The sequence below is a fragment of the Duganella sp. 1411 genome, assembly GCF_017833525.1.
Lineage (GTDB): Bacteria > Pseudomonadota > Gammaproteobacteria > Burkholderiales > Burkholderiaceae_D > Rugamonas.
Map to the genome: position 1 here is coordinate 23875 of NZ_JAFICD010000010.1, position 22644 is coordinate 46518.

Sequence of the window (22644 nt, forward strand, 5' to 3'; positions counted from 1 at the left end):
TGGCGACGGCCCCACACAAAACTTGTTCAGCCCTTTGAAGCCTCGCCAGCCTTGCGGCGGCGCGCCAGAGCGATCAGGCCCAGCCCCATGCCCAGCGTCAGCCAGGCGGACGGCTCCGGGACCGGCGAGATCGGTGTCGGCAGAGGCAGGGGCAAACTCTGCAACGGCGTGCCGACAGTGGCCGCGCTGTCGAAGATACGCGTGGTCACGGTACCCGCCGCGTTGGTGGTCGGAGGCTGCCAGTACAGTTGAACCAGAGCGCCCGTCAGTGAATCGCCACTGCCCAACAAGGTGGTCTTGTCCGCGCCATACATGGCGACGGTGAACGTCGAGAGCGAGCGGTTGATCGCGGACCCCGGCGCGCCGTTGAAGTCAACGTTAAACCTGACCCTGCCGCCCGAACTGACCGAGTGAAACAGTTCGGAGCCGCTGTTCAAATTGTCCAGCGTATAACCCGTGGCCAGGGACCCGGAAACACCGCCAGCGGTCTCGGCGCCGCCGGCAGCGTCGAAGCCAACGAAGTCGTACAGGCGTGCGGTCGTCAGCGCGCTGTTGGCATCCGACGGGTTGAATAACAAGTCCATCCAGCCGTTATTGCCAAACGAACTCATGTCTATCTCCACGCGCAACGTCTCGGCCGAGGCCAGGCCGGCATACGCGGTCAGCATCGCCGCTACGAGGACGCGGCAAATCTTGTCGCACAATTTATTGTTAATCATGATAAGTCCTGTCAAAAGTTGGTTTCCATTAGGAATACTTAATCCCAAATGGAATTTATCATTTTAACAATATTGCCAAATCGCATAACTAAGGGAGTTTTACCGCCTTAATCGCCTGCCGGCGGGGCGGCAAGAACAGCCCAGGCGCGTGCGGCCCGGGCCATTCTTCGAGGAGGATTTAGAAAGTTCCGCTGTAAATCTTCGCCGCGTAACCAACGCCGACTTTGGCGGGGTTATCGACAATCAAAGGGATCGTCACCGAGCCATCCGGTTCCAGTCCACCCTGGACGGTGATATATGGCGAACCCTCGTAGGTCCCGCTGGCGTTGGCCAGGCTGACGCCCGCCGTCAAGTCCTTCAATACCAAATGCAGCGGTCCGTTCAAATTAATGCTGCCCGTATTGGTGATCACAAAATTGCCGACATACTTGCCGGTGGACCGGTTGTAGGCCAAGCCATAGGCGGTTGTGCGGACGTAACCGGTAACGTCGGTAAATGTCGGCTGCGGCGGGATCACGGCCAGCTTCACGGTCACCGTCTGCACGGCACTACGGATGCCCTCGGCTTGCGCGTCGAAATCGACTATGCCATCGGTAAAGCCGGTCATCGTATAGGTCCATCGGCCCTGCGCGTCAGCGACCGTACTCACCGACGACATCCATCCGGTGCTGCGATTCATCGCCGTCAACAAGACAGTGGCGCCAGGCGCTGCGGTACCCGCCAATGGCATCTCCGTTTTCGTCCAAGTCGCAGCAGGGATGACGATGGTCGGAGTAAGACCATCCGTAATAGTCACGCTAACTTCCGCCGGTCGCACCACGCTGTAGCTTGGGTCGGCGCTTGCGACGGTATGGCTAATCGTTGCGGTTTGCTTGCCCTCAGTAACCCCGTCGGCTACAGCTTGGACGCTGATGACTTGCGGCGTGCTCCAGTTAGTCGGCGTGAACGTTAGCTCCTTACGCGCCAAACTAAGCTGCGCACTGGTCCCCGCCTCGATTTTTGACGTCCGCATCTGGCACTTGTGCCAATGCCATGGTGTAGGTACCCGCATTCCCACCCTCCGTCAGCGTCAGCTGAGTGGTCGACAAGACGACGCCCGGCGCCACGCCCAAGTCGGCGATGGTTACCGACTGGAATCCACGCGTGTTATAGCCGGTAAATACAACATAGCGTCCATCTGTGGAGAAGCGCGGCGGACCATAGGCCTGCACACCAGTTTCGACGACCTTGCGAGTGACCTTGCTCGTGCGATCGTAGACATACATCAAGCCAGCTTGAACATAGCCAACATAACGCCCGTTGCCACTGACACCCGCATGGGTTACAGATGAATTGGTGATATTGCTGACCATTTCGGTTTTGCCAGCCTTGCGATCGCGCACGTACACGCCACTGTATGTCGAGAGGGGCGCCGTGGTCGCCAGAGCCTTGTCGGTCGACATAAACACGACAACTGAACCGTCGTCGCTCATCGTTACCTCGGAGGTGCTAACTGTTGACCGACTGCCATCTGGTCTTACGTCCACAGCTTCCGTCACGCCAGTCACCCGGTCATACACGGAGACTTTCAGAGCGGCGCCGCCGGCGTCGCGGCCGGTGTAAGCGATGTACCGGCCATCGCTGCTGATCGATAGTCGATAACTACTTGCCTGCACAGTTTGGGCGCTAGTACTGCTGGTGGTCTTGTTGACAAGATCTCGCACGTAGATTTTAGAGATGTTCTGCCCAGTCGCCGTGCGGAACGCCACGAAGCGACCATCGGCGCTGATCCCGGTGCCGAGGTTACCTGGCTTGTCATCGCCGGTATCCGGAATCATCTGCGTAGAATTAGTCTCCTGGTCATATAGGTAGTAAGCCCGGCCACCCATGGGCGTGCCCCCCATGGCCAACGCAATACAATTAAACACAACATAGCGGCCCGTGGCGCTCATAGATGGAGTCTGGCAATTCGAGTTACTTGGTGCGGGAGCGCCAGTAAGTGTTAGATTCGCCTGGAGCCGCTGACCACTAACCAGATCCTGAACATACAGAGTCGAGGGGAGTGTCGTGGTGGAGTTCCGCTGCTGAATCTGGTACGAGACATAGCGTCCGTCGGCGCTAATGTTGGCATAGGTCTCATACGTGGACATTTCGAACGGAATGCTTTGGATTGAGATATCGGGGGCGGCCCTCACAGCTCCCGTCGCGAAGACACTCGCCGCCAGCAGGCCCACGGCAGCTATACTTTGGATATGCATTATTAAGACTTTCAAAGAGTTATTTCGATGGAAATTAAATTCCGCTTGGAAAATATTATTATATGGCAATAATATGCGAAATAATCATCTTTGAATAATTTACAACATCCGGCGCAAGATCAGCGGCGCACCGCCTGACTCAATCCGCGATCGGCGCCGGATAACTGACTTCCAGAATTTCCAACTCCTCCACCCCGTGCGGCGCCTGGAACGTAATGACATCGCCCTCGCGCGCCTTGGTCAGCGCGCGCGCCACCGGCGCCACCCAGCTGATCTTGCCGTTCAACGGGTCGAGCTCGTCGATGCCGACAATGGTGATGGTGCGCGTCTCGTCGTTCTGGTTGCAATAGGTGACGGTGGCGCCAAAGAAGATCTGGTCGCTGCCATGATGCACGCTGGGGTCGACGATGGCAGCCGAATCCATGCGCTTGGTGAGGAAACGGATGCGGCGGTCGATCTCGCGCAGGCGCCGCTTGCCATATATATAGTCGCCATTCTCGGAACGGTCGCCGTTCGACGCCGCCCAGTGCACGATGCGCACCACCTCCGGCCGGTCGACGTCGATCAGCTGCAGCAGCTCGTCCTTGATGCGCTGGTAGCCGGCCGGCGTGATGTAGTTCTTCGACCCGGCCGGGATCGCCAGCGCCAGCGCGGCCGCTTCCTCGTCGTCGTCGCCGTCCGATTCTTTGACAAATGCTTTATTCATGCGGCCTATTGTAACGCCTCGGCCACGCTGCACGGCAGCCGCCTTTTCCCCCGCGCCGGCGAGGCTTCACGTATCATGCTGTCAGAGGAACAACATACCAAACGATGAAACCTTTCCGACGATACGCGCGCAGGCTGTTCGCGCCGCTGGTCTACCTCGCGGCCGTGTTGCTGCTGCTGGAAGACTGGCTGTGGACGCTCGGCGCGCGCCTGATGGCGCGGCTCGCCCAGTGGCCGCCGCTGCACCGGCTCGAGGCCTGGATCTGCCGCCTGGGGCCGTACGCGGCGCTGGTGCTGTTCGCGCTGCCGGCGGTGCTGCTGTTTCCCGTCAAACTGCTGGCCCTGTGGGCGATGGGCAACGGCCACGCGCTCACCGGCCTGCTCGTCATCGTCGTCGCCAAGATGGTCGGGGCGGCGGCCGTGGCGCGGCTGTACCTGCTGACGCGGCCGGTGCTGCTGACCATCCTGTGGTTCGCCCGGCTGCTGCACTGGTTCATGGCCTTGAAGGAGCGCTGGATCGCCGCCCTGCGCGCCACCGCCGCCTGGCGCGAGGTCAGCGCGCTGGCGGCCCGTCTGCGCGACTGGCGGCGGGCGCTGCCGATGCCGGCGCCGGGCAGCTGGCGGGCGCGCTTCCGCCGCCTGTTGAAACGTTTCCGCGCGCGTTGGCGCGCATAATCACCGCATGTCCACCGATCACACCATGAACTCCCCCTCCGCCCCCCGCGACGACCGCGCGGCCATCGCCGCCGAGCTGGCCGAGCTGCGCGAGCGCTTCGACGCCATCGTCTCCAACACGCCCGGCCTGGTCTACCAGTTCGTGCTGCACGCCGACGGCGCCGTGTCCTTCCCCTACCTGAGCGACGGCTGCCTGGCGCTGCTGGGCGTGACGGCGCCCGAGCTGCACGCCGCGCCGGGGCGCTTCCTCGACCTGATCCTGCCCGACGACCGCCGCGCCTACCGCGACGCCATGCAGGCGTCGGCGGCGGCGCTGTGGAGCTGGAACTGGGAGGGCCGCATCTGGGTCGACGCCTGGAAGGACGTCAAATGGATCAACCTGCGCGCCACGCCGCACGCGCTGCCCGGCGGCGGCGTGCGCTGGGACGGCATGATGACCAACATCACCGAGAGCAAGCTGGAACAGATGGAGGTGCGCCAGTCGCGCGCCCGCCTGGCCGAGCTGAGCGCCCACACCGACCGCGTCAAGGAGCAGGAGCGCACCCGCATCGCCCGCGAAATCCACGATGAACTGGGCGGCAACCTGACCGCGATCAAGATGGCGCTGGCCATGCTGGCCGCCCGCCTCGACGACGCCGACCCGGCGCTGCGCGAAAAAACCGATTACGTCGACGCCCTGGTCGACCGCACCATCGACGCCGTGCACCGCATCTCGCTCGACCTGCGCCCGGCGCTGCTGGACCTGGGCCTGGTGGCGGCGCTCGAGTGGCAGGTCAAGGAGTTCGAGAAGCAGGCCGGCGTGGCGAGCACCTTTTCCGCCAACCAGCGCGACATCGCGCTCGACAACGACCAGGCCACGGCGCTGTTCCGCATCGCCCAGGAGGCGCTGACCAACATCGCCAAGCACGCCGAGGCCACGCGGGTGACCGTCAAACTGGCGCGGCTGCGCCACCACGTGTCGCTCAAGATCGCCGACAACGGCCGCGGCATCCGCCAGGCCGACCGCGCCAAGCCCGCCTCGTTCGGCCTGCGCGGCATGGCCGAACGGGCGCGCGCGCTGGGGGGAACGTTGACGCTGAGCCACGCCGCCGGCGGCGGCACCGTCGTCGCCATCAAGATTAAGCAAGATAGCGCGCGCGAAACGCTCATCGCGGCGGCGGCCGGGACTACAATAGCTGGAGAAAATATTACCACTATGAAATAATGTCATAGCGGGTATCCAGAAAGAGTAGAGAAAATAATAATGACCGAAAAAGCCATCATCAAGGTCTTCATCGCCGACGACCACGCGATCGTGCGCGAGGGCTTGAAGCAAATCCTGGCCGAAACGCGCGACATCGTGGTGGCCGGCGAGGCCGAGAACGGCCTCGACGCCGTCAAGCTGTTCCGCAAGTCCGACTGCCAGGTCATGCTGCTCGACATTTCGATGCCGGACCGCAGCGGCATCGAGGTGCTCAAGCAGATCAAGAAGGAAAAGCCGGAGCTGGCGGTGCTGATGCTGTCGATGCACCGCGAGGACCAGTACGCGATCCGCTCGCTCAAGGCCGGCGCCTCGGGCTATCTGACCAAGCAGAGCGCGCCGCGCGAGCTGGTGACGGCGATCCGCCAGGTGGCCGGCGGCCTCAAGTACATCAGCGCGGCGCTGGCGCAGGAGCTGGCCAACCACGTCGGCGAGGACCACGAGGCGCCGCCCCACGACACCTTGTCCGACCGCGAGTACCAGACCCTGACCATGATCGCCTCCGGCAAGACGGTGGGCATGATCGCCAAGGAGCTGTCGCTGTCGGTCAAGACGGTGAGCGAATACCGGGCCCGCCTGCTGGTCAAGATGAAACTGAAAAACAGCGCCGAACTGACGCACTACGCGATCAAAAACCAACTGATCGAGTAATCGGACACGGCGCGTCCGGCGACGCGGGTAAGATAGGGGAATACACTGAACCACGGGCCGCGCACGCCCGGCATGGTTGACGGATTGCACATATTTAATGCCAAGATGAAAGGCACGATCCGCCCCCTACTCCGGCCATTGCTTTTCAGGACACGGCGTTATCATGGTGGTAATCAGAAAACCTTTTAAAAGGCCGCGTGTCATTTATGTCCAAACCATCCACTCCCGAGCAGAATCCGGCCGAGATCGCCCGCGAAGCGTTCAAGCGCCTGGCCGTGCGGCGCATCGCGCCGACGCCGGAAGCGTACCGGGATATCTATAACGAGATCGCCGGCATCACCGAACCGGCCGCCGCGCCCGCCACGGCCGCGCCGGTCGGCAGCGTCGATCCCGGTCCGGAGTCGGTGCTGAGCCAGTTCGCCACGCGCCTGACCGAAAACACCGGCGACCTGGCCGAGTTCGGCCGCCGCTTCAACCGCGCCGTCAAGACGCGCGACTGGGAGGGCTACGCCAGGACGTTGTCGCAACTGGTCGAGCGCCATTTCGTCGCCAAAAAAGGCATCGAGGTGGCCGGCGCCGGCGCGGACGACGAGCAAAGCCGCGTGCTGCGCGATCTGCTGAGCCGCACGCTGACCTTCGCCGTGGCCTCGCTGCTGAGCGGCGCGCCGGTGCTCGTGGCCGAGGCCGAATCGCTGGGCGCGGCCACCAAGCTGGCCCACAGCGAGGAGGCGCTGGCCGAGATCGGCCTGCGGCTGAAGCAACTGTGCTTCCAGATCGAGCTGCGCGGCGGCGACAGCGGCGAGCAGCAGGAGTTGCTGCTGCGCCTGTTCAAGCTGCTGCTCGAGAACGTCAGCGAGCTGCTCGACGACGACAGCTGGCTGCGCGGCCAGATCGAATCGGTGCAAAACCTGATCGCCGGTCCGCTCGACGTGCGCGCGCTGGAGGAAGCCACGCGCAGCCTGAAGGAAGTCATTTACAAGCAGGGCCAGCTCAAGCACAGCCTGTCGGACGTCAAGCTCACCGTCAAGAACATGATGATGACCTTCATCGACCGCCTCGGCCAGGTCGCCGCCTCGACCGGCGACTTCCACGAGAAGATCGGCGGCTATTCGGAAAAGATCAGCAAGGCCGACAATATCTCCGAGCTCAACAGCATCCTCGACGAGGTGCTCAAGGAAACCCGGCTGGTGCAGAGCGAGGCGCTCAAGGCGCGCGACAAGATGGTGCTGGCGCGCCAGGAGGTGCAGGACGCCGAGACGCGCATCCACGCGCTCGAGGCCAAGCTGCAGCATTTGAGCGAGCTGGTGCGTGAAGACCAGCTGACCGGCAGCCTCAACCGCCGGGGCCTGGACGACGTGTTCGAGCGCGAGACCGCGCGCGCCGACCGCCGCGGCACGCCGCTGTGCATCGCCATCCTCGACCTGGACGATTTCAAAAAGCTCAACGACACCTACGGCCACATCGCCGGCGACGCCGCCTTGAAGCACCTGGTCAAGATCGTCAAGGACACCTTGCGCTCGATGGACGTGATCGCCCGCTTCGGCGGCGAGGAATTCCTGATCCTGATGCCGGAGACCTCGGTCGAGGCGGCCGCGACGACGATGACGCGGCTGCAGCGCGAGCTGACCAAGCACTTCTTCCTGCACGATAACGAGAAGGTGTTGATCACGTTCTCGGCCGGGGTGGCGTTGCGCCGCCCCAACGAGGAGCAGACCGAACTGGTCAAGCGCGCCGACAAGGCGATGTACACTGCCAAGCAGACCGGCAAGAACCGGGTGGTGATCGCCGAATAGCGGCCGAACGTGGTCGAACCGACCACAAACGGGCGCCGCCGCCCGTCGATCTTCCCCCAGCCCGGCCTGCGCCGGGCTTTTTTTTCGCCTGAAACAGGCTGAAAAATAATTATTTTGGCCCTAAAGATTCCCGATTCGCGGTCGTTTAAGCGGGCACATGGGACGAACTTGAGGGTGGAAAACACAAATTTCCCGCTGTTTTCCACCCTAAATTTTCCCACTGGGCAACCGTTACCCATTACAACAGCGGTTTGATTGTCTCGGAACGTGGAGGCAGACCAAAGTGAAATGAGCATCTAGCCCAAATCGAAGTAATCTGGAGAATCATCATGGCACAAGTCATCAATAGCAATATTTCCTCGCTGAATTCGCAACGTAACCTGACCACCTCGCAAGCTTCCCTGTCGACATCGCTGCAGCGTCTGTCGTCCGGTCTGCGCATCAACAGCGCCAAGGACGACGCGGCCGGCCTGGCCATTTCCGAGCGCTTCACGTCGCAGATTCGCGGTAACCAACAGGCTGCGCGCAACGCCAACGACGGTATCTCGCTGGCTCAAACGGCCGAGGGTGGCTTGAGCACCGCTGGCGATCTGCTGCAACGTGTGCGCGAACTGGCAGTCCAGTCCGCCAACGGCACCAACTCCGATTCGGACCGTAAATCGATCCAGAACGAGGTGTCGGCCCTGTCGCAAGAACTGGACCGCGTCGCCAACACCACCCAGTTCAACGGCCAAAACGTGCTGGACGGTTCGCTGACCGCCGCCCAGTTCCAGGTCGGCGCCAACGCCAACCAAACCATCAACGTTGGCGTGCAGTCGGCCAAGGCGACCGACCTCGGCAACAACACCACGTCGTCGGCCAACGCCACTGGTTCGATCTCGCAAGCGCGTACCGCCGGCACGCAGACGGAAGACATCACCACCACGCCGCCGACCTACCCGCAAAACGGCGTGGCCGCGCAAAAGCTGACGATCAGCTCGCGTGCAGGCACGCAAACCGACGTGACGGTCAAGGCCGGCGATAGCGCCAAAGCCATCGCCGCCAGCGTCAACGGCTTGAGCGGAAAAAGCGGCGTGACCGCCACCGCCGCGACCCAGGCCACCCTCAGCGGCATCGTCGACGGCGCGGTCGAGTTCACCTTGCGCGGCGCCAACTCGATCCCGAACAACGTCAACTCGCAGCCAGTGACGATTTCGGCCAAAGTGGTCGGCGGCGACTTGTCTTCGCTGGCCCAGGCCGTCAACGCCCAGACCGGCACCACCGGCATCACCGCCTCGATCAAACTGACCGCCACCGGCACCAAAGAGTTGCAGCTTAACAACTCCACCGGCGACGACATCCAGATCAAGAGCACCACCGCCAGCACCGGCCTGACCGGCGCGACGCTGCGTGGCGCCGACCTGACGCCGGCCGTCGGCAACACCCCGGCGGTTCCGGACCCAGGCATCGCCTTGGCCCAAAATTCGGTCACCTTGGTCGGCGGCCACGTCGATTACTCGTCGGACGCCGGCTTCTCGATCGCCAGCGACGACGGCGCCAACACGCTGATGGCCAGCGGCTCCGAAGGCAGCTCGCTGCAATCGATCGCCAAACTCGACGTCAGCACCGTCGAAGGCTCGAACAAGGCGCTGAAGACCATCGACGCGGCGCTGAACCAGATCAACAGCAACCGCGCCGACCTGGGTGCGATCCAAAACCGGTTCAAGTCGACCATCGACAACCTGAACACGACGACGGAAAACCTGTCCGCTTCGCGCAGCCGCATCCAAGATACCGACTTCGCGGCGGAGACGGCCAACCTGACCCGCGGCCAGATCCTGCAACAAGCCGGTACCGCGATGCTGGCGCAAGCCAACTCGCTGCCGAACGGCGTGCTGTCGCTGCTGCGTGGTTAAGATCCGGGGATGAGCCGGCGCACTTGAGCGCCGCACTCTGACTAGGTTCCCCGGCTGATTTTCATCAGCCGGGGATTTTTCGTAAAGGAAAGCATCATGACTATCGATACCATAGGCTCCGCCAGCCCGGCCCGCCCGGCGGATCGGACGCCCGTCGGCGGCGATGCGGCGGCGGCACTGGGCGCTCCCCGCGCGCCGGCCACCGCCGTCGAAACGGCAGCCGCCGTCAAGGGTCCGGCCAGCGTGCCAACCTCCGAGCAACTCAAGGAGGCCGTGTCGCAGTTGAATAAGGCCTCGCAAGACAAGTCGCAGGGGCTGGAGTTTTCGATCGACAATGACAGCAAGCGCACCGTCGTCAAGGTGATCGACCAGACCACCAAGGAAGTGCTGCGCCAGATTCCAACCCCGGAGGCGCTGGAAATCGCCAAGGCGCTGGAGTCGAAATCGAGCACGGCCGGCTTGCTGATCCAGCAAACCGCATGAAGCGGCCGCGCCCAGCGCGCGCCGCTTTTTCTTCTTTTCAGGCATGCTTTTCCCAGGCGATGCCCCGCATAGCCGACCGCGTTCGCTGCGGCGGCGCCCGCCCCACACAGCGCTGCCGCCGGTTTTTCCGCTTTGCCCGAACAGGCCGGTAATCTCCCCTCTCAAGTCCGGTTTGATTCTGCCGATATTGTCTTATATTATTGCTTTACTTAGGAGTGCAACGTGGGCATCTCATCACCCGGCATCGGTTCAGGCCTGAACGTCAACGATATCGTCAGCAAGCTGATGGTGGCCGAGTCGACGCCGCTGGCGCAATTCGACAAGAAGTCGGCCAGCTATCTGGCGCAGGTGTCGGCGTTCGGCAACCTGTCGGGCGCGCTCGGCTCGTTCCAGTCCGCGCTGTCCAGCCTGACATCCCTGAGCGGCTTCCAGACCATGAGCTCATTGCCCGGCGACAGCTCGATCTTCACCGCCACCGCCGACGGCACGGCCAAACCGGGCAGCTACCGCGTCAATGTCACCCAGATAGCGCAGCCGCAAACCCTGGCTTCGGGCGGCTACAAATCGACCACGGCCGCGATCGGCCTGGGCGCCAAAACCACCATCAATTTCTCGCTCGGCACCGTCAGCGGCGGCAGCTTCGGCATCACCGGCAGCGCGCTTGGCGCCAGCCTCACCACCGGCGGCCTGACGCCGGGCGCGCTGAGCATCAACAACACCGCCATCGCCACCGACGGCACCACCCGCAGCGCGCGCCTGTTGGCCGACGCCATCAACGCCAAGAGCACCACCACCGGCGTGTCGGCCAAGGCCTCGGCCACCGTCACCAGCGCCACCCTGTTCGGCGCCGCTGGCGCCTCCAGCTTCGGCAATGTCGACACCAGCGGCGGCGGCACCTATTCGCTGTCGGTGGGCGGGGTGCAGATCGCCGCGCAGGGGGACGGCGTGGCCGCCGGCAGCGGCGTGAGCGCCGCCTCGATCGATGCCGCGCTGACCGGCAACACGGCCACCGCGCGCGCGCTGGCCGACGCCAACATTACCTACACCGGCAGCGCCGCCGACGGCACCCTGCAATTTACCAACGCCGACGGCAGCAACATCGCCATCGCCGAGGCCGTCTCCGGCACGGTCACGGGCGGCATCGGCAACAGCGGCGCGGCCAACATCGGCTCGAGCACCACGGCGGTAGGCGCGATCTCGCTGATCTCGGCCGACGGCAGCCCGATCAACGTCGGCGGCTCCAACCCGGCCGGTGCCGGCCTGGCCGCGGGCATCGGCGGCGCCTATCTGGGCGCGACGTACGCGGCCGACTCCGAGCGCACCAGCGGCAACATCGTCATCGACAGCTCCAACAATTCGCTGCAAGGCATCATGGATGCCATCAACAAGGGCAATTTCGGCGTCACCGCCAGCATCGTCTCGGACGGCTCGACCGGCACCAATGCCACCCCGAACCGCCTGATCCTGACCTCCACCGCCACCGGCCAGAACTCGACCATGAAGATCTCGCTGGCCGGCGCGGGCGCCGACCCGGCCGATCCGGCCTTGGTCAGCCTGCTCGGCTACGATCCGGCCGGCACGCAAAACCTGAGCCAGAAGACGGCCGCCTCGAACACCAAAGCCACCGTCAACGGTATCGACGTCACCAGTTCCAGCGCCGGCATCTCCGGGGCGATCACGGGCGTGACCATTAGCGCGCTCAAGGTCGGCAGCTCGACGCTGACCGTGTCCAAAGACACCGCCTCGCTGAACAGCGCGGTCAATGGCTTCGTCAAGGCGTACAACGATCTCACCACGCAAATGACTACGCTGGGCGGCTACAACGCCGACACCAAGACTGGCGGCCCGCTGCTGGGCGACACGACGCTGCGCAATCTGCAGGCGTCGATCCGGCGCCAAATGTCGAGCTCGATCACAGGCCTGCAAGACACCAGCTTGACCAATCTGTCGCAGATCGGCATCTCGTTCCAGAAAGACGGCACGCTCACGCTCGACAGTACAAAATTGCAGAAGGCCATCGACAGCAACTACAACGACATCGCGGGCCTGTTCGCCGCCGTCGGCCGCAGCAACGATCCCGATGTCAAATTCGTCAGTTCCAGTGCGAAGACGCAGGCGGGCGACTTCGCACTGAATATCACCCAGCTTGCCACCAAGGGTGTGCTCAAGGGCGCCACCGCGTTGCCGGCAGAGACCACCATCGACGCCGACACCACCTGGACCATCACGCTCAACGACACCGTGCCGGCCAATCTGACCAACACGCAAACGGTGACGATTCCCGCCGGCACCTACAATCCAAGCCAGTTGGCCACCATGCTGCAGTCGTCGATCAACGGCGTGAGCGCCTTCGCCACGGCCGGCGCCACCGTCGCGGCCACGGTCGGCGATGACGGCACGCTCAAACTGGAATCGACCCGTTACGGATCGAAGTCGAACATCACCGTCTCGAGCGCCAACGGCAGCCCGGTCTCGACCGTGTTTGGCGGCGCCGCCTCCGTCGCTGGCGTCGACGTGGCCGGCACCATCGGCGGCTACACGGCCACCGGCGACGGCCAGACGCTGACCGGCGCTCCCGGCGCGCCGGTCGACGGCTTGAAGCTGACGGTGGCCGGCGACACCATCGGCTCGCGCGGCACCTTCGGTTTTTCCCAAGGTTACGCCTACCAGCTCAACAACCTGGCGGCCGGTTATCTCGGTTCCCAAGGCGCGCTGACCAGCCGCACCACCGGCCTGAACAAGAGCGTGGCCGACATCACCAAGCAGCGCGACGCCTTCAGCGCCCGTCTGGTCGACATCGAGGCGCGCTACCGCAAGCAGTATTCATCGCTCGACACCTTGATCGCCAGCATGAACACGACGACCTCATTTTTGACGCAACAATTAGCGGCCCTGGCCAAGTCCTAACGCGACCCCATTCACAGGAGACAGAATATGTTCGGATCTCGACAAACTGGCGTGCATGCCTATGCCAAGGTCGGCATGGAAACAGGCGTTGTGGCCGCCAGCCCCCACAAGCTGATCGTCATGCTGTTCGACGGCGCGCTGGTGGCGCTGAACGCTGCGCTGGGCGGCATCCGCAGCGGCAACATCGCCGAGAAGGGCAAGTCGCTGTCGAAGGCCATCATGATCATCGACAGCGGCCTGCGCGCCGCGCTCGACAAAAAGGCCGGCGGCGAGATCGCCGAGGGCCTCGACGCGCTGTACGAATACATGAGCGGCCGCTTGCTGACGGCCAACATCAACAACGACCCGGCCATCGTCGAGGAAGTGCAGCGCCTGCTCATCGAGTTGCGCGACGCCTGGAACGCCATCGCCGACACCCCCGCCGTGACCGGCATCAAACAACCCAACCTCGCGAGCGCCTGATCCATGATGACGAGCCAAGAAATTTTATCCGTGTACGCCGCCATGGCCGCCCTGACCGAACAGATGGTGCAGGCCGCCACCCGCAGCGACTGGGACATGCTGGTGCTGCTCGAGGAGCGCGTGGCCGTGCACGTGCAATCGCTGCGCGAGCAGGAGCCGCCGCAGCCGATGCGCGGCGCCGAGCGCGAACGCAAGATCGAACTGATACGCCAGATGCTCAACGCCGACCGCCGGATCCGCGACCTGACGATGCCGTGGATGGAACAGCTGTCCAAACTGATCAACTCGACCGGCACGGAACGGCGCGTGGTTAACGCCTACGGCAGCGTTTAAAGCGGGCCGGCGTCATGCTGCCGCGCTTTGACGCCGCCGTCATGCCGGTGCGGCCGGCCGATGGCATCGGCGCCGGCGCCGCCGTCGGCGACGAACGCCAGGCCGCGCTCCAGCGCGTGCTGCAGGGCATGGTCGGCAAGTCGGTGACGGCCGAGGTCATGTCCCGCTTCAACGACGGCAGCTCGCTCGTCAAGGTGGCCGACAACGCGGTGCGGATGATGTTGCCGCCCGGCGTCAACGTCGGCGACCAGGTGCCGCTGACCGTGTTGACCGCCTCGCCGCGGCCGACTTTCCAGCTCGGCACCGGCACCCCCGGCGCCAGCACCACCCTGGTCTATTCCGAAAGCGCCGCCGCCGATGGCGAGGCGCTGTATTCGCCGCCGACGCTGCCGTCGCAGCAAGCGTCCGCCCAGCCGGGCCGCGCGCCGGCCGCCACCGTCCCCGGCCAGCCCGCCGACCCGGCGCAGGCCGGTGCCGAGGCCGAGGCCGGTGCCCTTCCCGGCCAGGTCCGTCCGGGCGCCGCGCAGCCGGGCGCGCAACCGGCCGTGGCCAGGCCCGGCGCGGACCCGGCCAATCCAGCCGCCATCCAGGGCCAGCCCGCCGACGCCGCCCAGGCCGCGCAAAGCGGCCGGCCGGCGCCATCGGCGGCCGGTGCCGCCGCTCAACCGGCGGCGGCCCAGGCGGCCGGCACCGCCGTTCCGGCGGACGCGGTCAAGCCGCAAAGCCTGGCCGCCACGCTGCTGGGCAAGGCGCCGCTGACGCCGGCCAGCGAACTGCCGGCGCTCGACCACACCACGCCGCAATCGACGCTGAGCAGCACCGCCCGCGTGTTGACCAGCGTGCTGACCGCCGCGCCGGGCGGCCCGGCCGCGCAACTGGCGCTGATCGGCAAGACCGCACTGTTCGGCAACAGCCTGCCAGCCACCGACGAGCTGGCGCAAAAGCTGCAGGACACCATCTCCAAGAGCGGCTTGTTCTATGAATCCCACGTCACCGAATGGGTCAAGGGCGAGCGCACGCTGCCCGAGCTGATGCGCGAGCCGCAGATGCAGCGCATGGCGCAAGCGGGCGAGAACGCCGCGCGCGCGGCCGCCGGCGGCCCCGATCTGACGGCCGCCCAGATGATCAACCAGCAATTGCACACCCACGAGCAGGGCCGCGTCCAGTGGCAGGGCGAGGCCTGGCCGGGCCAGGCGATGCAGTGGGAGGTGCGCCGCGAACAGCGCGAAGGCCGCAAGCAGGACGGCGGCGGCGCCGGCGACGACACCCCGGAACAGATCTGGCGCAGCGGCGTGCGCTTCCGCTTTCCGCTGCTGGGCGAGGTGTCGGCGTCGGTGACGCTGGTCGGCGGCCAGGTCCACATCCAGGTGCAGGCCGGCAGCGACGGCGCCGCCGACACCTTGCGCGCCCACGCGGGCGGGCTGGAGCGGGCGATGGAGGCGGCCGGGGCGCCGCTGTCGTCGCTGCTGATCACGCGCGACGACGCCGGAGGCGGCGATGGCCGATGACACCCCGCGCCGGCCGCTGCAGCAGGCGGTGGCGCTGGCCTACCAGGACGGCGCGCCGGCGCCCAAGGTCGTGGCCAAGGGCCGCGGGCTGGTGGCCGAGCAGATCATCGGCGTGGCCAAGGAGGCCGGCGTGTTCATCCACGAGTCCAAGGAACTTGTGTCTTTGCTCATGGATGTGGATTTAGATCAACAAATTCCACCCACGCTGTATCGTACGATTGCGGAACTATTGGCCTGGCTATATCATATTGAATCAGCGCAAAAGTCCGGTTTGCCCCTGCCCGAGGCCCCGGACACCAGCCTCCCACTCACCGAGATTTGACGCCGGCCACGATGTATCCACACTTTCAGGATGTCGAATTGGAAAACTGGCACGATTTTGAAATCGAGTCGCGCAAGGAGATCGTCGCCCTGCTGCGCGGCATCGGTGATAAGAACCAGCTGATCCGCATGCTGATCCACGGCGAAGCGGACGTCTGCGTCACCTCCATCCTCGACGTCGACGACCAGCTCGACACGGTCGTGCTCGACAGCTCGATCGACCCGGAGCAAAACCAGCGCATCCTGGCCGCGCGCGGGCTGTCGTTCGAGACCACGCTCGACAAGGTGCGCATCCTGTTCGCCGCCGAGCGCGTCGAACCGACCGTGTTCGAAGGCACGCCGGCCTTCAAGATGACGGTGCCGCCGACCCTGATCCGCCTGCAGCGGCGCGAGTTCTACCGCATCGCCACGCCGGTGACCAATCCGGTGCGGGTGGTGATCGCGCTGCCGGAGCAGCTGGGCGGCGTCACCACCTTCCCGCTGGCCGACATCAGCTGCGGCGGCATCGCCATCCTGGACAACAAGATGCTGCTGGGCGACGCCATCGGCAAGGAATACCTGAACTGCCGCATCGACCTGCCGGAGATCGGCCAGGTCACCACCGCGCTGCAAGTGCGCAACTCGCTCGACCTGACCCTGCTCAACAACAAGACCAACCGCCGCCTCGGCTGCGAGTTCGTCAACATCCCGCGCGGCATGCTGGCCTACGTGCAGCGCTACATCACCAGGCTCGAGCGCGAACGCAACGCCCGCATCGCCGGCCTGGCCTGATCAGCGGCGGTACGACGCCCGGTACGCCGACGGCGAGGTCTGCAACACGGTGCGGAAATGCTGCCGCAACGACAACGCCGAACCGAACCCTGCCTGCTGCGCCACCACCTCGACCGAGGCGTCGCCGCTTTCCAGCATCCACTGCGCGTGCGCCAGCCGCTGGCCCAGCAACCACTGCTTGAACGAAGTGCCCGTCGCCTGGCGGAAATGGCGCGTGAAGTTGCGCCGGCTCATGGCCGCCCGCTCCGCCAGCGCGTCGATGCTGTGGGCCTGCTCGAGGCGTTGCGTGACCCACTCCAGCACCCCGGCAAACCGCCCGTCGCTGCCGGACACCGGCAACGGCCGCTCGATGAACTGCGCCTGCCCGCCCTGGCGGTGCGGCGCGATCACCAATTGCCGGGCGACCCGGTTGGCGGCGTCGGCGCCGCGCAGCCCGCGCAGCAGGTGCAGGCAGCAATCGAGGCCGGCGGCCACGCCGGCCGACGTCAGCACCCGGCCGGCGTCGACATACAGCACGTCGCAATCGACATCGACCTTCGGGTAGCGCGCGGCCAGCGCGGCGGCGAACTGCCAGTGGGTGGTCGCGGCGAGGCCGTCCAGCAGGCCGGCCTCGGCCAGTGGAAACGCCCCCAGGCACAAGCCCACCACCCGCGCGCCGCGCGCATGGGCGGCGCGCAGGGCCTCGAGCAGCGCGGGCGGCGCCGGACGGCAATCGTTGTGCCACGAGGGCATGATGACGATGTCGGCCTGGTCCAGCGCGCGCAGGTCGAAGTCGGTGGCGATGGCGAAGCCGGCGGAGGTGCGCAGCGGCGTGCCGTCGGCCGCGCAGACGCGCACAGCAAAGCCGCCCTCCCCGCCTTCCCGGCCGGCGTCGAACACCAGGCACGGCACGGACAGGTGGAACGGCGTGATGCCGTCGAAGGCGATCACGGCGATATTGGTGGGGTTGGCGGCGGCGCTCATGGCCCGATTATATCGCAACGATGCCTTCGGGCCACTGGTTACGAATGGCGCACGGGCCGACAATGGACGTCATCATCCACCACCCCAAGGAGTTCATCATGTCCGCATCCCCGCGCCGCGCGCTGCTCGTCATCGACGTGCAAAACGAATATTTCACCGGCAACCTGCCGATCGAATTCCCGCCGGTATCGACTTCACTGCCGAATATCACGCTGGCGATGGACGGCGCCAGCGCGGCCGGCATCCCGGTGATCGTGGTCCAGCACGACGCGCCGGCGGACTCGCCGCTGTTTGCCGTCGGCTCGCCCGCGTGGCAATTGCATCCGGAAGTGGCCGCCCGCAGCGCCGACCACCATATCCACAAGCGGGCCGCCAGCGCGTTCGCCGGCACCGACCTGGCGCAATGGCTCAAGGACCATGGAATCGACACGCTGACGATCGCCGGCTACATGACGCACAACTGCGACGCGGCAACGATCTACCAAGCGGCGCACGACGGCCTGACGGTGGAGTTTCTGGCGGATGCGACCGGCTCGCTGCCCTATGAAAACGCGGCGGGCAAGGCCAGCGCGGAGGAGATCCACCGGGTCTACAGCACGGTGTTCCATTCGAACTTCGCGGCGGTGACGAGCACGGCGAACTGGGTGAAAGCGGTGCGGGAGGGGCTAGCCATCGAGCGCGACAACATCTACGCCTCGAACCAGCGCGCCCGCGCACACCAACAAAAGTAACACAACAACAACAACAACAACAACAACAACAACAACAACAACAACAACAACAACTACAACAACAACAAAAGCCACGAAACCACGAAACCACGTAGGGCGGATTAGCGCAGCGTAATCCGCCACGCGCCGCCAGGGACGCCTACCGCAACTACGGCCGTGCTCATGTATGAATGTTAGACTTGACCCCGGGGTTAGACCTGCATGTTCATGATCTCGTGGTACGACGACACCAGCTTGTTGCGCACCTGGATCGTGGCCTGGAAGTTGATGCTGGCCTTTTGCATCGCGATCATCGTGTCCGACAGGCTGACGCTGTCGTCGCCCAGCGCGAACTTGGTGCCCAGGTCCGCCGCCTTGACCTGGCTGGCGTTGACCGCCTCCAGCGACTTTTGCAACGCGTCCGAAAACTGCGCCTTCGGTACCGCCGGCGCTTCCGTCTGGATCACCGGCGGCGTCAGGCTCGGACGCGTCGCGTGCGCCTTCAACTGGGCGATCATGGCCTGGATCTGGCTGCTGTCGATGCCACCTGTTCTCATCTCTTACTCCCTTGTCTGTTGCTTTCGCGAAACAAATTCCGCGATCTCCGCGCGCCCGGCGTTACAATACGGGACGGCTCTGTCAGTCCTGCCAGAATACCAAGCCGGACGCAACACCACAGGCACGAGCAAGACGGTAAAGGGCGCTCTATTCCGGGCATTAAATTTCCGCACAACAAGCAATAATCTGTACTCCCCCTTTCAGACCACCCGGAACCCAACCATCATGGCCGCAGCCGAAGCAATCGACAACGACACAGCAGCCCCGCCCGCGCCAGGCGACGACGGTGCGGAAAGGCTGCCCTTCATCCGTACCCCGATGGGCCGCAATTTCCTGCGCGCGGCCGGGGCCGCCGCGATCGTGGCGATCATCATCGGGCTGTATCTGTGGAACAAACCGCCCGATTACGGCGTGCTGTTCTCCAATTTCACCGACCGCGACGGCGGCGCCATCACGGCCGAGCTCGACAAGCTGAACATCAAGCACAAGTTCTCCGACAACGGCACCGCCATCCTGGTGCCAACCGACCAGGTCCACGACGCCCGCCTGAAACTGGCCGCGCAGGGCTTGCCCAAGGGCGGCAACGTCGGCTTCGAGCTGATGGAGAACCAGAAGCTGGGCGTGTCGCAGTTCCTCGAACAGGTCAACTACCAGCGCGCCCTCGAGGGCGAGCTGGCGCGCTCGATCCAGTCGCTGGCCGCCGTCGAGAACGCCCGCGTCCACCTGGCGCTGCCCAAACCGTCCGTGTTCGTGCGCGACCAGCAGAAGCCGACCGCGTCGGTGCTGCTGACCTTGCACCCGAACCGCATGCTCGATCCGGCCCAGACCGCCGCCATCGTGCACCTGGTCGCATCCAGCGTGCCCGAGCTGATGCCGGCCAACGTCACCGTCGTCGACCAGGCCGGCAACCTGATCTCGGACCAGAACAAGAACGGCAACGGCGGCTTGAACGCCAAGAACATGGATGAAACCCAGCTCAAGTATGTCAAGGACATGCAGCTGCAGGTCATCAAGCAGGTCGAGTCGATCATCGTCCCCATCGTCGGCGAGGGCAACGTGCGCGCCGAGGCCACCGCCGACGTCGATTTCTCGAAGATCGAGCAGGCTGCCGAGACCTACAAGCCGAACTCGCCGCCGGCGGCGTCGGCCATCCGCAGCCAGCAAAGCAGCGAGACCAGCGGCGACGCCAACACCAATCCGGGCGGCATCCCGGGCGCGCTGTCGAACCAGCCGCCCGGCACGGCCACCGCCCCGCTCGACCAGGCCGCCGCCAACGGCGCCAACGCGCCGGCGCCGGGCACGCCGCCGGGCGCGGCCAACGCCACCACGGCCGGATCCAAGCACAAGGAGTCGACCACCAATTATGAAGTCGACAAGACCGTGCGCTACGAGACGCGCGGCATGGGCGGCCTGCGCCGCATGACGGTGGCCGTTGTGGTCAATTACAAACGCATCGTCGACAAGAACGGCAAAGTCACCATTAAAGCCTATACTCCCGAGGAGATGGCCAAGATCAACGACCTGGTCAAGCAGGCGATGGGCTACAACCAGGACCGCGGCGACGCCGTCAGCGTGGCCAATTCGCCGTTCGACGGCGTCGACCGGCCGTTCGAGCCGGCCCTCGACTGGTGGCGCGATCCGGCCAACCTGCCGATGGCCAAGGACTTGGCCAAGTTCCTGATCACCGCGCTGATCCTGCTGTACATCGTGCTGCGCATCGTGCGGCCGATGATGCGCCCGGTGTTCAAGAAGATCGACGAGATCAACGCGCCGGAGCCGGAACCGGAAGAGCCCGAGGAAGTGGTCGAGGAAGGCCCCGACGAGGCCCTCATCGCCGAGGAAGAGCTGCGCAAGATGGAAGAGAACACCGTCAAGACTTACCGCGAAAACCTGGCGATGGCCAAGAAACTGGCCGTCGAGGACCCACGCATCGTTGCCAACGTGATCAAGGAATGGATAGGCGCAAATGACTGAGAATACCGGACTCCAAAAGGCCGCCATCCTGATGCTGGCGATGGGCGAGAGCGAAGCGGCCGAAGTGATGAAATACCTCGGCCCGCGCGAGGTGCTCAAGCTGGGCGCGGCCATGGCCACCATGAAGAACGTGCCGCACGAGGAGGTGGTCGGCACGCTCGACAACTTCCGCGAGATGGTCGCCGCCGCCTCCACCGTGGGCCTCGACTCCGACGAGTACATCCGCCAGGTGCTGACCAAGGCGCTGGGCGACGACAAGGCATCGGTGCTGCTGTCGCGCATCCTGGGCGGCAAGGACGCCTCCGGCATCGAGTCGCTCAAGTGGATGGATTCGCAGTCAGTCGCCGAACTGATCCGCAACGAGCACCCGCAGATCATCGCCACCATCCTGGTCCACCTCGAGCGCGACCAGGCGTGCGAGATCCTGAGCCATTTCACCGACCGCCTGCGCAACGACGTGGTGCTGCGCATCGCCACGCTCGACGGCGTGCAGCCGGCCGCGCTGCGCGAGTTGAACGACGTGTTGACCAAGCTGTTGTCGGGCAACGAGAACATCAAGAAGTCGTCGCTGGGCGGCGTGCGCACGGCCGCCGAGATCCTCAACTTCATGAGCGGCGAGCAAGAAGGTTCGGTGATGGACAACATCAAGAACTACGACAACGACATGGCGCAGAAGATCATGGACGAGATGTTCGTGTTCGACAACCTGATCGATATCGACGACCGCGGCATCCAGCTGCTGCTGCGCGAGGTGCAGTCCGAGATGCTGATCATCGCGCTCAAGGGCGCGTCGCAGGAGTTGCGCGACAAGATCTTCAAGAACATGTCGGCGCGCGCCAGCGAGATGATGCGCGAGGACCTCGAGTCGAAGGGGCCGGTGCGCCTGTCCGAGGTCGAGACCCAGCAGAAGCAGATCCTGCAGATCGTCCGCCGCCTGGCCGACGAGGGCCAGATCGTGTTGGGCGGCAAAGGCGAGGATTCGTTTGTCTAATTTGCCAAAAGAGCAGCAAACCGCGTTCCAGCGCTGGGAAATGCGTTCGTTCGGCGACGAGCGCCCCAGCGCGCTGGCGCTGCGCGAGGCCGAGCAGCGCGAACGCGACGCCGAGGCCGCGCGCGTCGCGGCCGAGCAGCGCGTGCACGAGGCGCTGCTGGAGCAGCAGGAACTGGTCGAGATCGGCCCGCCGCTGCCGCCGCCGCTCGACTACCCGACCGTCGAGGAACTCGAGCAAATCCGCGAGGAGGCGCGCCAGTCCGGCTACGACGAGGGCCACGCGGCCGGCCACGCCGACGCCCTGGCCGCCGGCGAAGTCGCCACCAAGGAGCAATTGCAGCACATGCGGACGCTGGCCGACAGCTTCGGCGACGCCCTGCGCGACGCCGACCAGCTGATCGCCAACGAGGTGCTGGACCTGGCGCTGCAGCTGGCCAAGGGCATGCTGAAAAACGCGCTGCAGGTCAAGCCGGAGCTGATCCTGCCGATCGTGCGCGGCGCCATCGATTACCTGCCGGCGCTGCAACAGCCGGCGCAGCTGCAACTGCACCCGGACGACGCCGCCATCGTGCGGGCCGCCATCGGCGAGGAGCTCGACAAGGGCGGCTGGCGCGTGATCGAGGACGCCAACGTCGGCCGCGGCGGCTGCAAGGTCGACACCGCCAGCAACCAGATCGACGCCACCGCCGCCGCCCGCTGGCAGCGCCTGAGCCACGCGCTGGGCAAAGAAGTCGATTGGCTGGACTGA

General features: G+C 64.9%; 22 protein-coding genes. 16 read left to right on the forward strand and 6 right to left on the reverse strand.

From position 1 onward, the window contains the following. Positions 1 to 26: 26 nt before the first annotated feature. The 4 genes from JOD97_RS30500 to greB form a co-directional block, all read right to left on the reverse strand. The gene (locus tag JOD97_RS30500) at positions 27 to 719 is read right to left on the reverse strand and encodes an NF038129 family PEP-CTERM protein (protein WP_209726566.1); all 693 of its coding nucleotides are present in this window, start codon (positions 717 to 719) and stop codon (positions 27 to 29) included. 178 nt (positions 720 to 897) lie between these two features. After that, positions 898 to 1515, reverse strand: a complete 618-nt coding sequence (locus tag JOD97_RS30505; protein ID WP_209726567.1) for a hypothetical protein — start codon at positions 1513 to 1515, stop codon at positions 898 to 900. A gap of 172 nt (positions 1516 to 1687) precedes the next feature. Further along, positions 1688 to 2536 (reverse strand): hypothetical protein, encoded by an 849-nt coding sequence (locus JOD97_RS30510; RefSeq protein ID WP_209726568.1) that lies wholly within the window; start codon positions 2534 to 2536, stop codon positions 1688 to 1690. Positions 2537 to 3095: 559 nt separating this feature from the next. Then, a complete protein-coding gene (gene greB, locus JOD97_RS30515) occupies positions 3096 to 3662 on the reverse strand; it encodes a transcription elongation factor GreB (RefSeq protein WP_209726569.1) in 567 nt (188 codons plus the stop codon). Positions 3663 to 3766: 104 nt separating this feature from the next. Here greB and JOD97_RS30520 point away from each other — a divergent pair, with 104 nt between their 5' ends. The 12 genes from JOD97_RS30520 to JOD97_RS30575 all read left to right on the forward strand — a co-directional run bounded on the left by JOD97_RS30520 (position 3767) and on the right by JOD97_RS30575 (position 16700). Then, on the forward strand, positions 3767 to 4336 hold the full coding sequence (locus JOD97_RS30520) for a hypothetical protein (RefSeq protein WP_209726570.1): 570 nt from the start codon (positions 3767 to 3769) through the stop codon (positions 4334 to 4336). Positions 4337 to 4361: 25 nt separating this feature from the next. Then, positions 4362 to 5540, forward strand: a complete 1179-nt coding sequence (locus JOD97_RS30525; RefSeq protein ID WP_209726571.1) for a sensor histidine kinase — start codon at positions 4362 to 4364, stop codon at positions 5538 to 5540. A 39-nt stretch (positions 5541 to 5579) separates the two neighbouring features. Continuing rightward, the gene (locus JOD97_RS30530; RefSeq protein ID WP_209726572.1) at positions 5580 to 6227 is read left to right on the forward strand and encodes a response regulator transcription factor; all 648 of its coding nucleotides are present in this window, start codon (positions 5580 to 5582) and stop codon (positions 6225 to 6227) included. A gap of 206 nt (positions 6228 to 6433) precedes the next feature. Then, entirely contained in the window at positions 6434 to 8020 is a 1587-nt protein-coding gene (locus JOD97_RS30535; protein ID WP_209726573.1) for a GGDEF domain-containing protein, read from the forward strand. A 329-nt stretch (positions 8021 to 8349) separates the two neighbouring features. Beyond that, positions 8350 to 9915 carry a flagellin gene (locus JOD97_RS30540; protein ID WP_209726574.1) on the forward strand — a complete coding sequence of 522 codons (1566 nt, stop codon included), beginning with the start codon at positions 8350 to 8352 and terminating at the stop codon, positions 9913 to 9915. A gap of 96 nt (positions 9916 to 10011) precedes the next feature. After that, entirely contained in the window at positions 10012 to 10398 is a 387-nt protein-coding gene (locus tag JOD97_RS30545) for a flagellar protein FlaG (RefSeq protein ID WP_209726575.1), read from the forward strand. A 222-nt stretch (positions 10399 to 10620) separates the two neighbouring features. Next, a complete protein-coding gene (gene fliD, locus JOD97_RS33155; RefSeq protein WP_209726576.1) occupies positions 10621 to 13305 on the forward strand; it encodes a flagellar filament capping protein FliD in 2685 nt (894 codons plus the stop codon). A 27-nt stretch (positions 13306 to 13332) separates the two neighbouring features. After that, positions 13333 to 13767 (forward strand): flagellar export chaperone FliS, encoded by a 435-nt coding sequence (gene fliS / locus JOD97_RS30555; protein ID WP_209726577.1) that lies wholly within the window; start codon positions 13333 to 13335, stop codon positions 13765 to 13767. A gap of 3 nt (positions 13768 to 13770) precedes the next feature. Further along, positions 13771 to 14100 carry a flagellar protein FliT gene (locus tag JOD97_RS30560; protein WP_209726578.1) on the forward strand — a complete coding sequence of 110 codons (330 nt, stop codon included), beginning with the start codon at positions 13771 to 13773 and terminating at the stop codon, positions 14098 to 14100. A 14-nt stretch (positions 14101 to 14114) separates the two neighbouring features. Further along, positions 14115 to 15608 (forward strand): flagellar hook-length control protein FliK, encoded by a 1494-nt coding sequence (locus JOD97_RS30565; RefSeq protein ID WP_209726579.1) that lies wholly within the window; start codon positions 14115 to 14117, stop codon positions 15606 to 15608. Further along, positions 15598 to 15930, forward strand: a complete 333-nt coding sequence (locus JOD97_RS30570; RefSeq protein WP_209726580.1) for an EscU/YscU/HrcU family type III secretion system export apparatus switch protein — start codon at positions 15598 to 15600, stop codon at positions 15928 to 15930. Before JOD97_RS30565 ends, JOD97_RS30570 begins: the two co-directional genes overlap by 11 nt. An 11-nt stretch (positions 15931 to 15941) precedes the next feature. Next, a complete protein-coding gene (locus JOD97_RS30575; RefSeq protein WP_209726581.1) occupies positions 15942 to 16700 on the forward strand; it encodes a flagellar brake protein in 759 nt (252 codons plus the stop codon). Here JOD97_RS30575 and JOD97_RS30580 read toward each other — a convergent pair whose 3' ends face one another. Next, entirely contained in the window at positions 16701 to 17663 is a 963-nt protein-coding gene (locus tag JOD97_RS30580) for a GlxA family transcriptional regulator (protein WP_209726582.1), read from the reverse strand. It lies immediately after the preceding gene. A gap of 98 nt (positions 17664 to 17761) precedes the next feature. On the opposite strand from JOD97_RS30580, the gene JOD97_RS30585 reads away from it, so the two are divergent. Continuing rightward, positions 17762 to 18394, forward strand: a complete 633-nt coding sequence (locus JOD97_RS30585; RefSeq protein WP_209726583.1) for a cysteine hydrolase family protein — start codon at positions 17762 to 17764, stop codon at positions 18392 to 18394. A 191-nt stretch (positions 18395 to 18585) separates the two neighbouring features. On the opposite strand, the gene fliE is transcribed toward JOD97_RS30585, so the two are convergent. Next, positions 18586 to 18930 (reverse strand): flagellar hook-basal body complex protein FliE, encoded by a 345-nt coding sequence (gene fliE / locus JOD97_RS30590; protein ID WP_209726584.1) that lies wholly within the window; start codon positions 18928 to 18930, stop codon positions 18586 to 18588. 226 nt (positions 18931 to 19156) lie between these two features. Between fliE and fliF the strand changes: the two genes are divergently transcribed. The 3 genes from fliF to JOD97_RS30605 are packed head-to-tail and all read left to right on the forward strand — an operon-like array spanning position 19157 to position 22644. Further along, positions 19157 to 20905 (forward strand): flagellar basal-body MS-ring/collar protein FliF, encoded by a 1749-nt coding sequence (fliF, locus tag JOD97_RS30595; protein WP_209726585.1) that lies wholly within the window; start codon positions 19157 to 19159, stop codon positions 20903 to 20905. Next, positions 20898 to 21896, forward strand: coding sequence for a flagellar motor switch protein FliG (fliG, locus tag JOD97_RS30600; RefSeq protein WP_209726586.1), 999 nt, complete (start codon positions 20898 to 20900; stop codon positions 21894 to 21896). Before fliF ends, fliG begins: the two co-directional genes overlap by 8 nt. Then, entirely contained in the window at positions 21889 to 22644 is a 756-nt protein-coding gene (locus JOD97_RS30605; RefSeq protein ID WP_229264848.1) for a flagellar assembly protein FliH, read from the forward strand. Before fliG ends, JOD97_RS30605 begins: the two co-directional genes overlap by 8 nt.

What these genes read in the sequence shown, in the direction of transcription:
- JOD97_RS30500 (WP_209726566.1), bottom strand. Translation starts at nt 719, where the DNA reads ATGATTAACAATAAATTGTGCGACAAGATTTGCCGCGTCCTCGTAGCG.
- JOD97_RS30580 (WP_209726582.1), bottom strand. Translation starts at nt 17,663, where the DNA reads ATGAGCGCCGCCGCCAACCCCACCAATATCGCCGTGATCGCCTTCGAC.
- JOD97_RS30570 (WP_209726580.1), top strand. Translation starts at nt 15,598, where the DNA reads ATGGCCGATGACACCCCGCGCCGGCCGCTGCAGCAGGCGGTGGCGCTG.
- fliG (WP_209726586.1), top strand. Translation starts at nt 20,898, where the DNA reads ATGACTGAGAATACCGGACTCCAAAAGGCCGCCATCCTGATGCTGGCG.
- JOD97_RS30565 (WP_209726579.1), top strand. Translation starts at nt 14,115, where the DNA reads ATGCTGCCGCGCTTTGACGCCGCCGTCATGCCGGTGCGGCCGGCCGAT.
- JOD97_RS30540 (WP_209726574.1), top strand. Translation starts at nt 8,350, where the DNA reads ATGGCACAAGTCATCAATAGCAATATTTCCTCGCTGAATTCGCAACGT.
- JOD97_RS30575 (WP_209726581.1), top strand. Translation starts at nt 15,942, where the DNA reads ATGTATCCACACTTTCAGGATGTCGAATTGGAAAACTGGCACGATTTT.
- JOD97_RS30545 (WP_209726575.1), top strand. Translation starts at nt 10,012, where the DNA reads ATGACTATCGATACCATAGGCTCCGCCAGCCCGGCCCGCCCGGCGGAT.
- fliF (WP_209726585.1), top strand. Translation starts at nt 19,157, where the DNA reads ATGGCCGCAGCCGAAGCAATCGACAACGACACAGCAGCCCCGCCCGCG.
- JOD97_RS30520 (WP_209726570.1), top strand. Translation starts at nt 3,767, where the DNA reads ATGAAACCTTTCCGACGATACGCGCGCAGGCTGTTCGCGCCGCTGGTC.
- greB (WP_209726569.1), bottom strand. Translation starts at nt 3,662, where the DNA reads ATGAATAAAGCATTTGTCAAAGAATCGGACGGCGACGACGACGAGGAA.
- JOD97_RS30525 (WP_209726571.1), top strand. Translation starts at nt 4,362, where the DNA reads ATGAACTCCCCCTCCGCCCCCCGCGACGACCGCGCGGCCATCGCCGCC.
- JOD97_RS30510 (WP_209726568.1), bottom strand. Translation starts at nt 2,536, where the DNA reads ATGATTCCGGATACCGGCGATGACAAGCCAGGTAACCTCGGCACCGGG.
- JOD97_RS30585 (WP_209726583.1), top strand. Translation starts at nt 17,762, where the DNA reads ATGTCCGCATCCCCGCGCCGCGCGCTGCTCGTCATCGACGTGCAAAAC.
- fliE (WP_209726584.1), bottom strand. Translation starts at nt 18,930, where the DNA reads ATGAGAACAGGTGGCATCGACAGCAGCCAGATCCAGGCCATGATCGCC.
- JOD97_RS30535 (WP_209726573.1), top strand. Translation starts at nt 6,434, where the DNA reads ATGTCCAAACCATCCACTCCCGAGCAGAATCCGGCCGAGATCGCCCGC.
- JOD97_RS30560 (WP_209726578.1), top strand. Translation starts at nt 13,771, where the DNA reads ATGATGACGAGCCAAGAAATTTTATCCGTGTACGCCGCCATGGCCGCC.
- fliS (WP_209726577.1), top strand. Translation starts at nt 13,333, where the DNA reads ATGTTCGGATCTCGACAAACTGGCGTGCATGCCTATGCCAAGGTCGGC.
- JOD97_RS30530 (WP_209726572.1), top strand. Translation starts at nt 5,580, where the DNA reads ATGACCGAAAAAGCCATCATCAAGGTCTTCATCGCCGACGACCACGCG.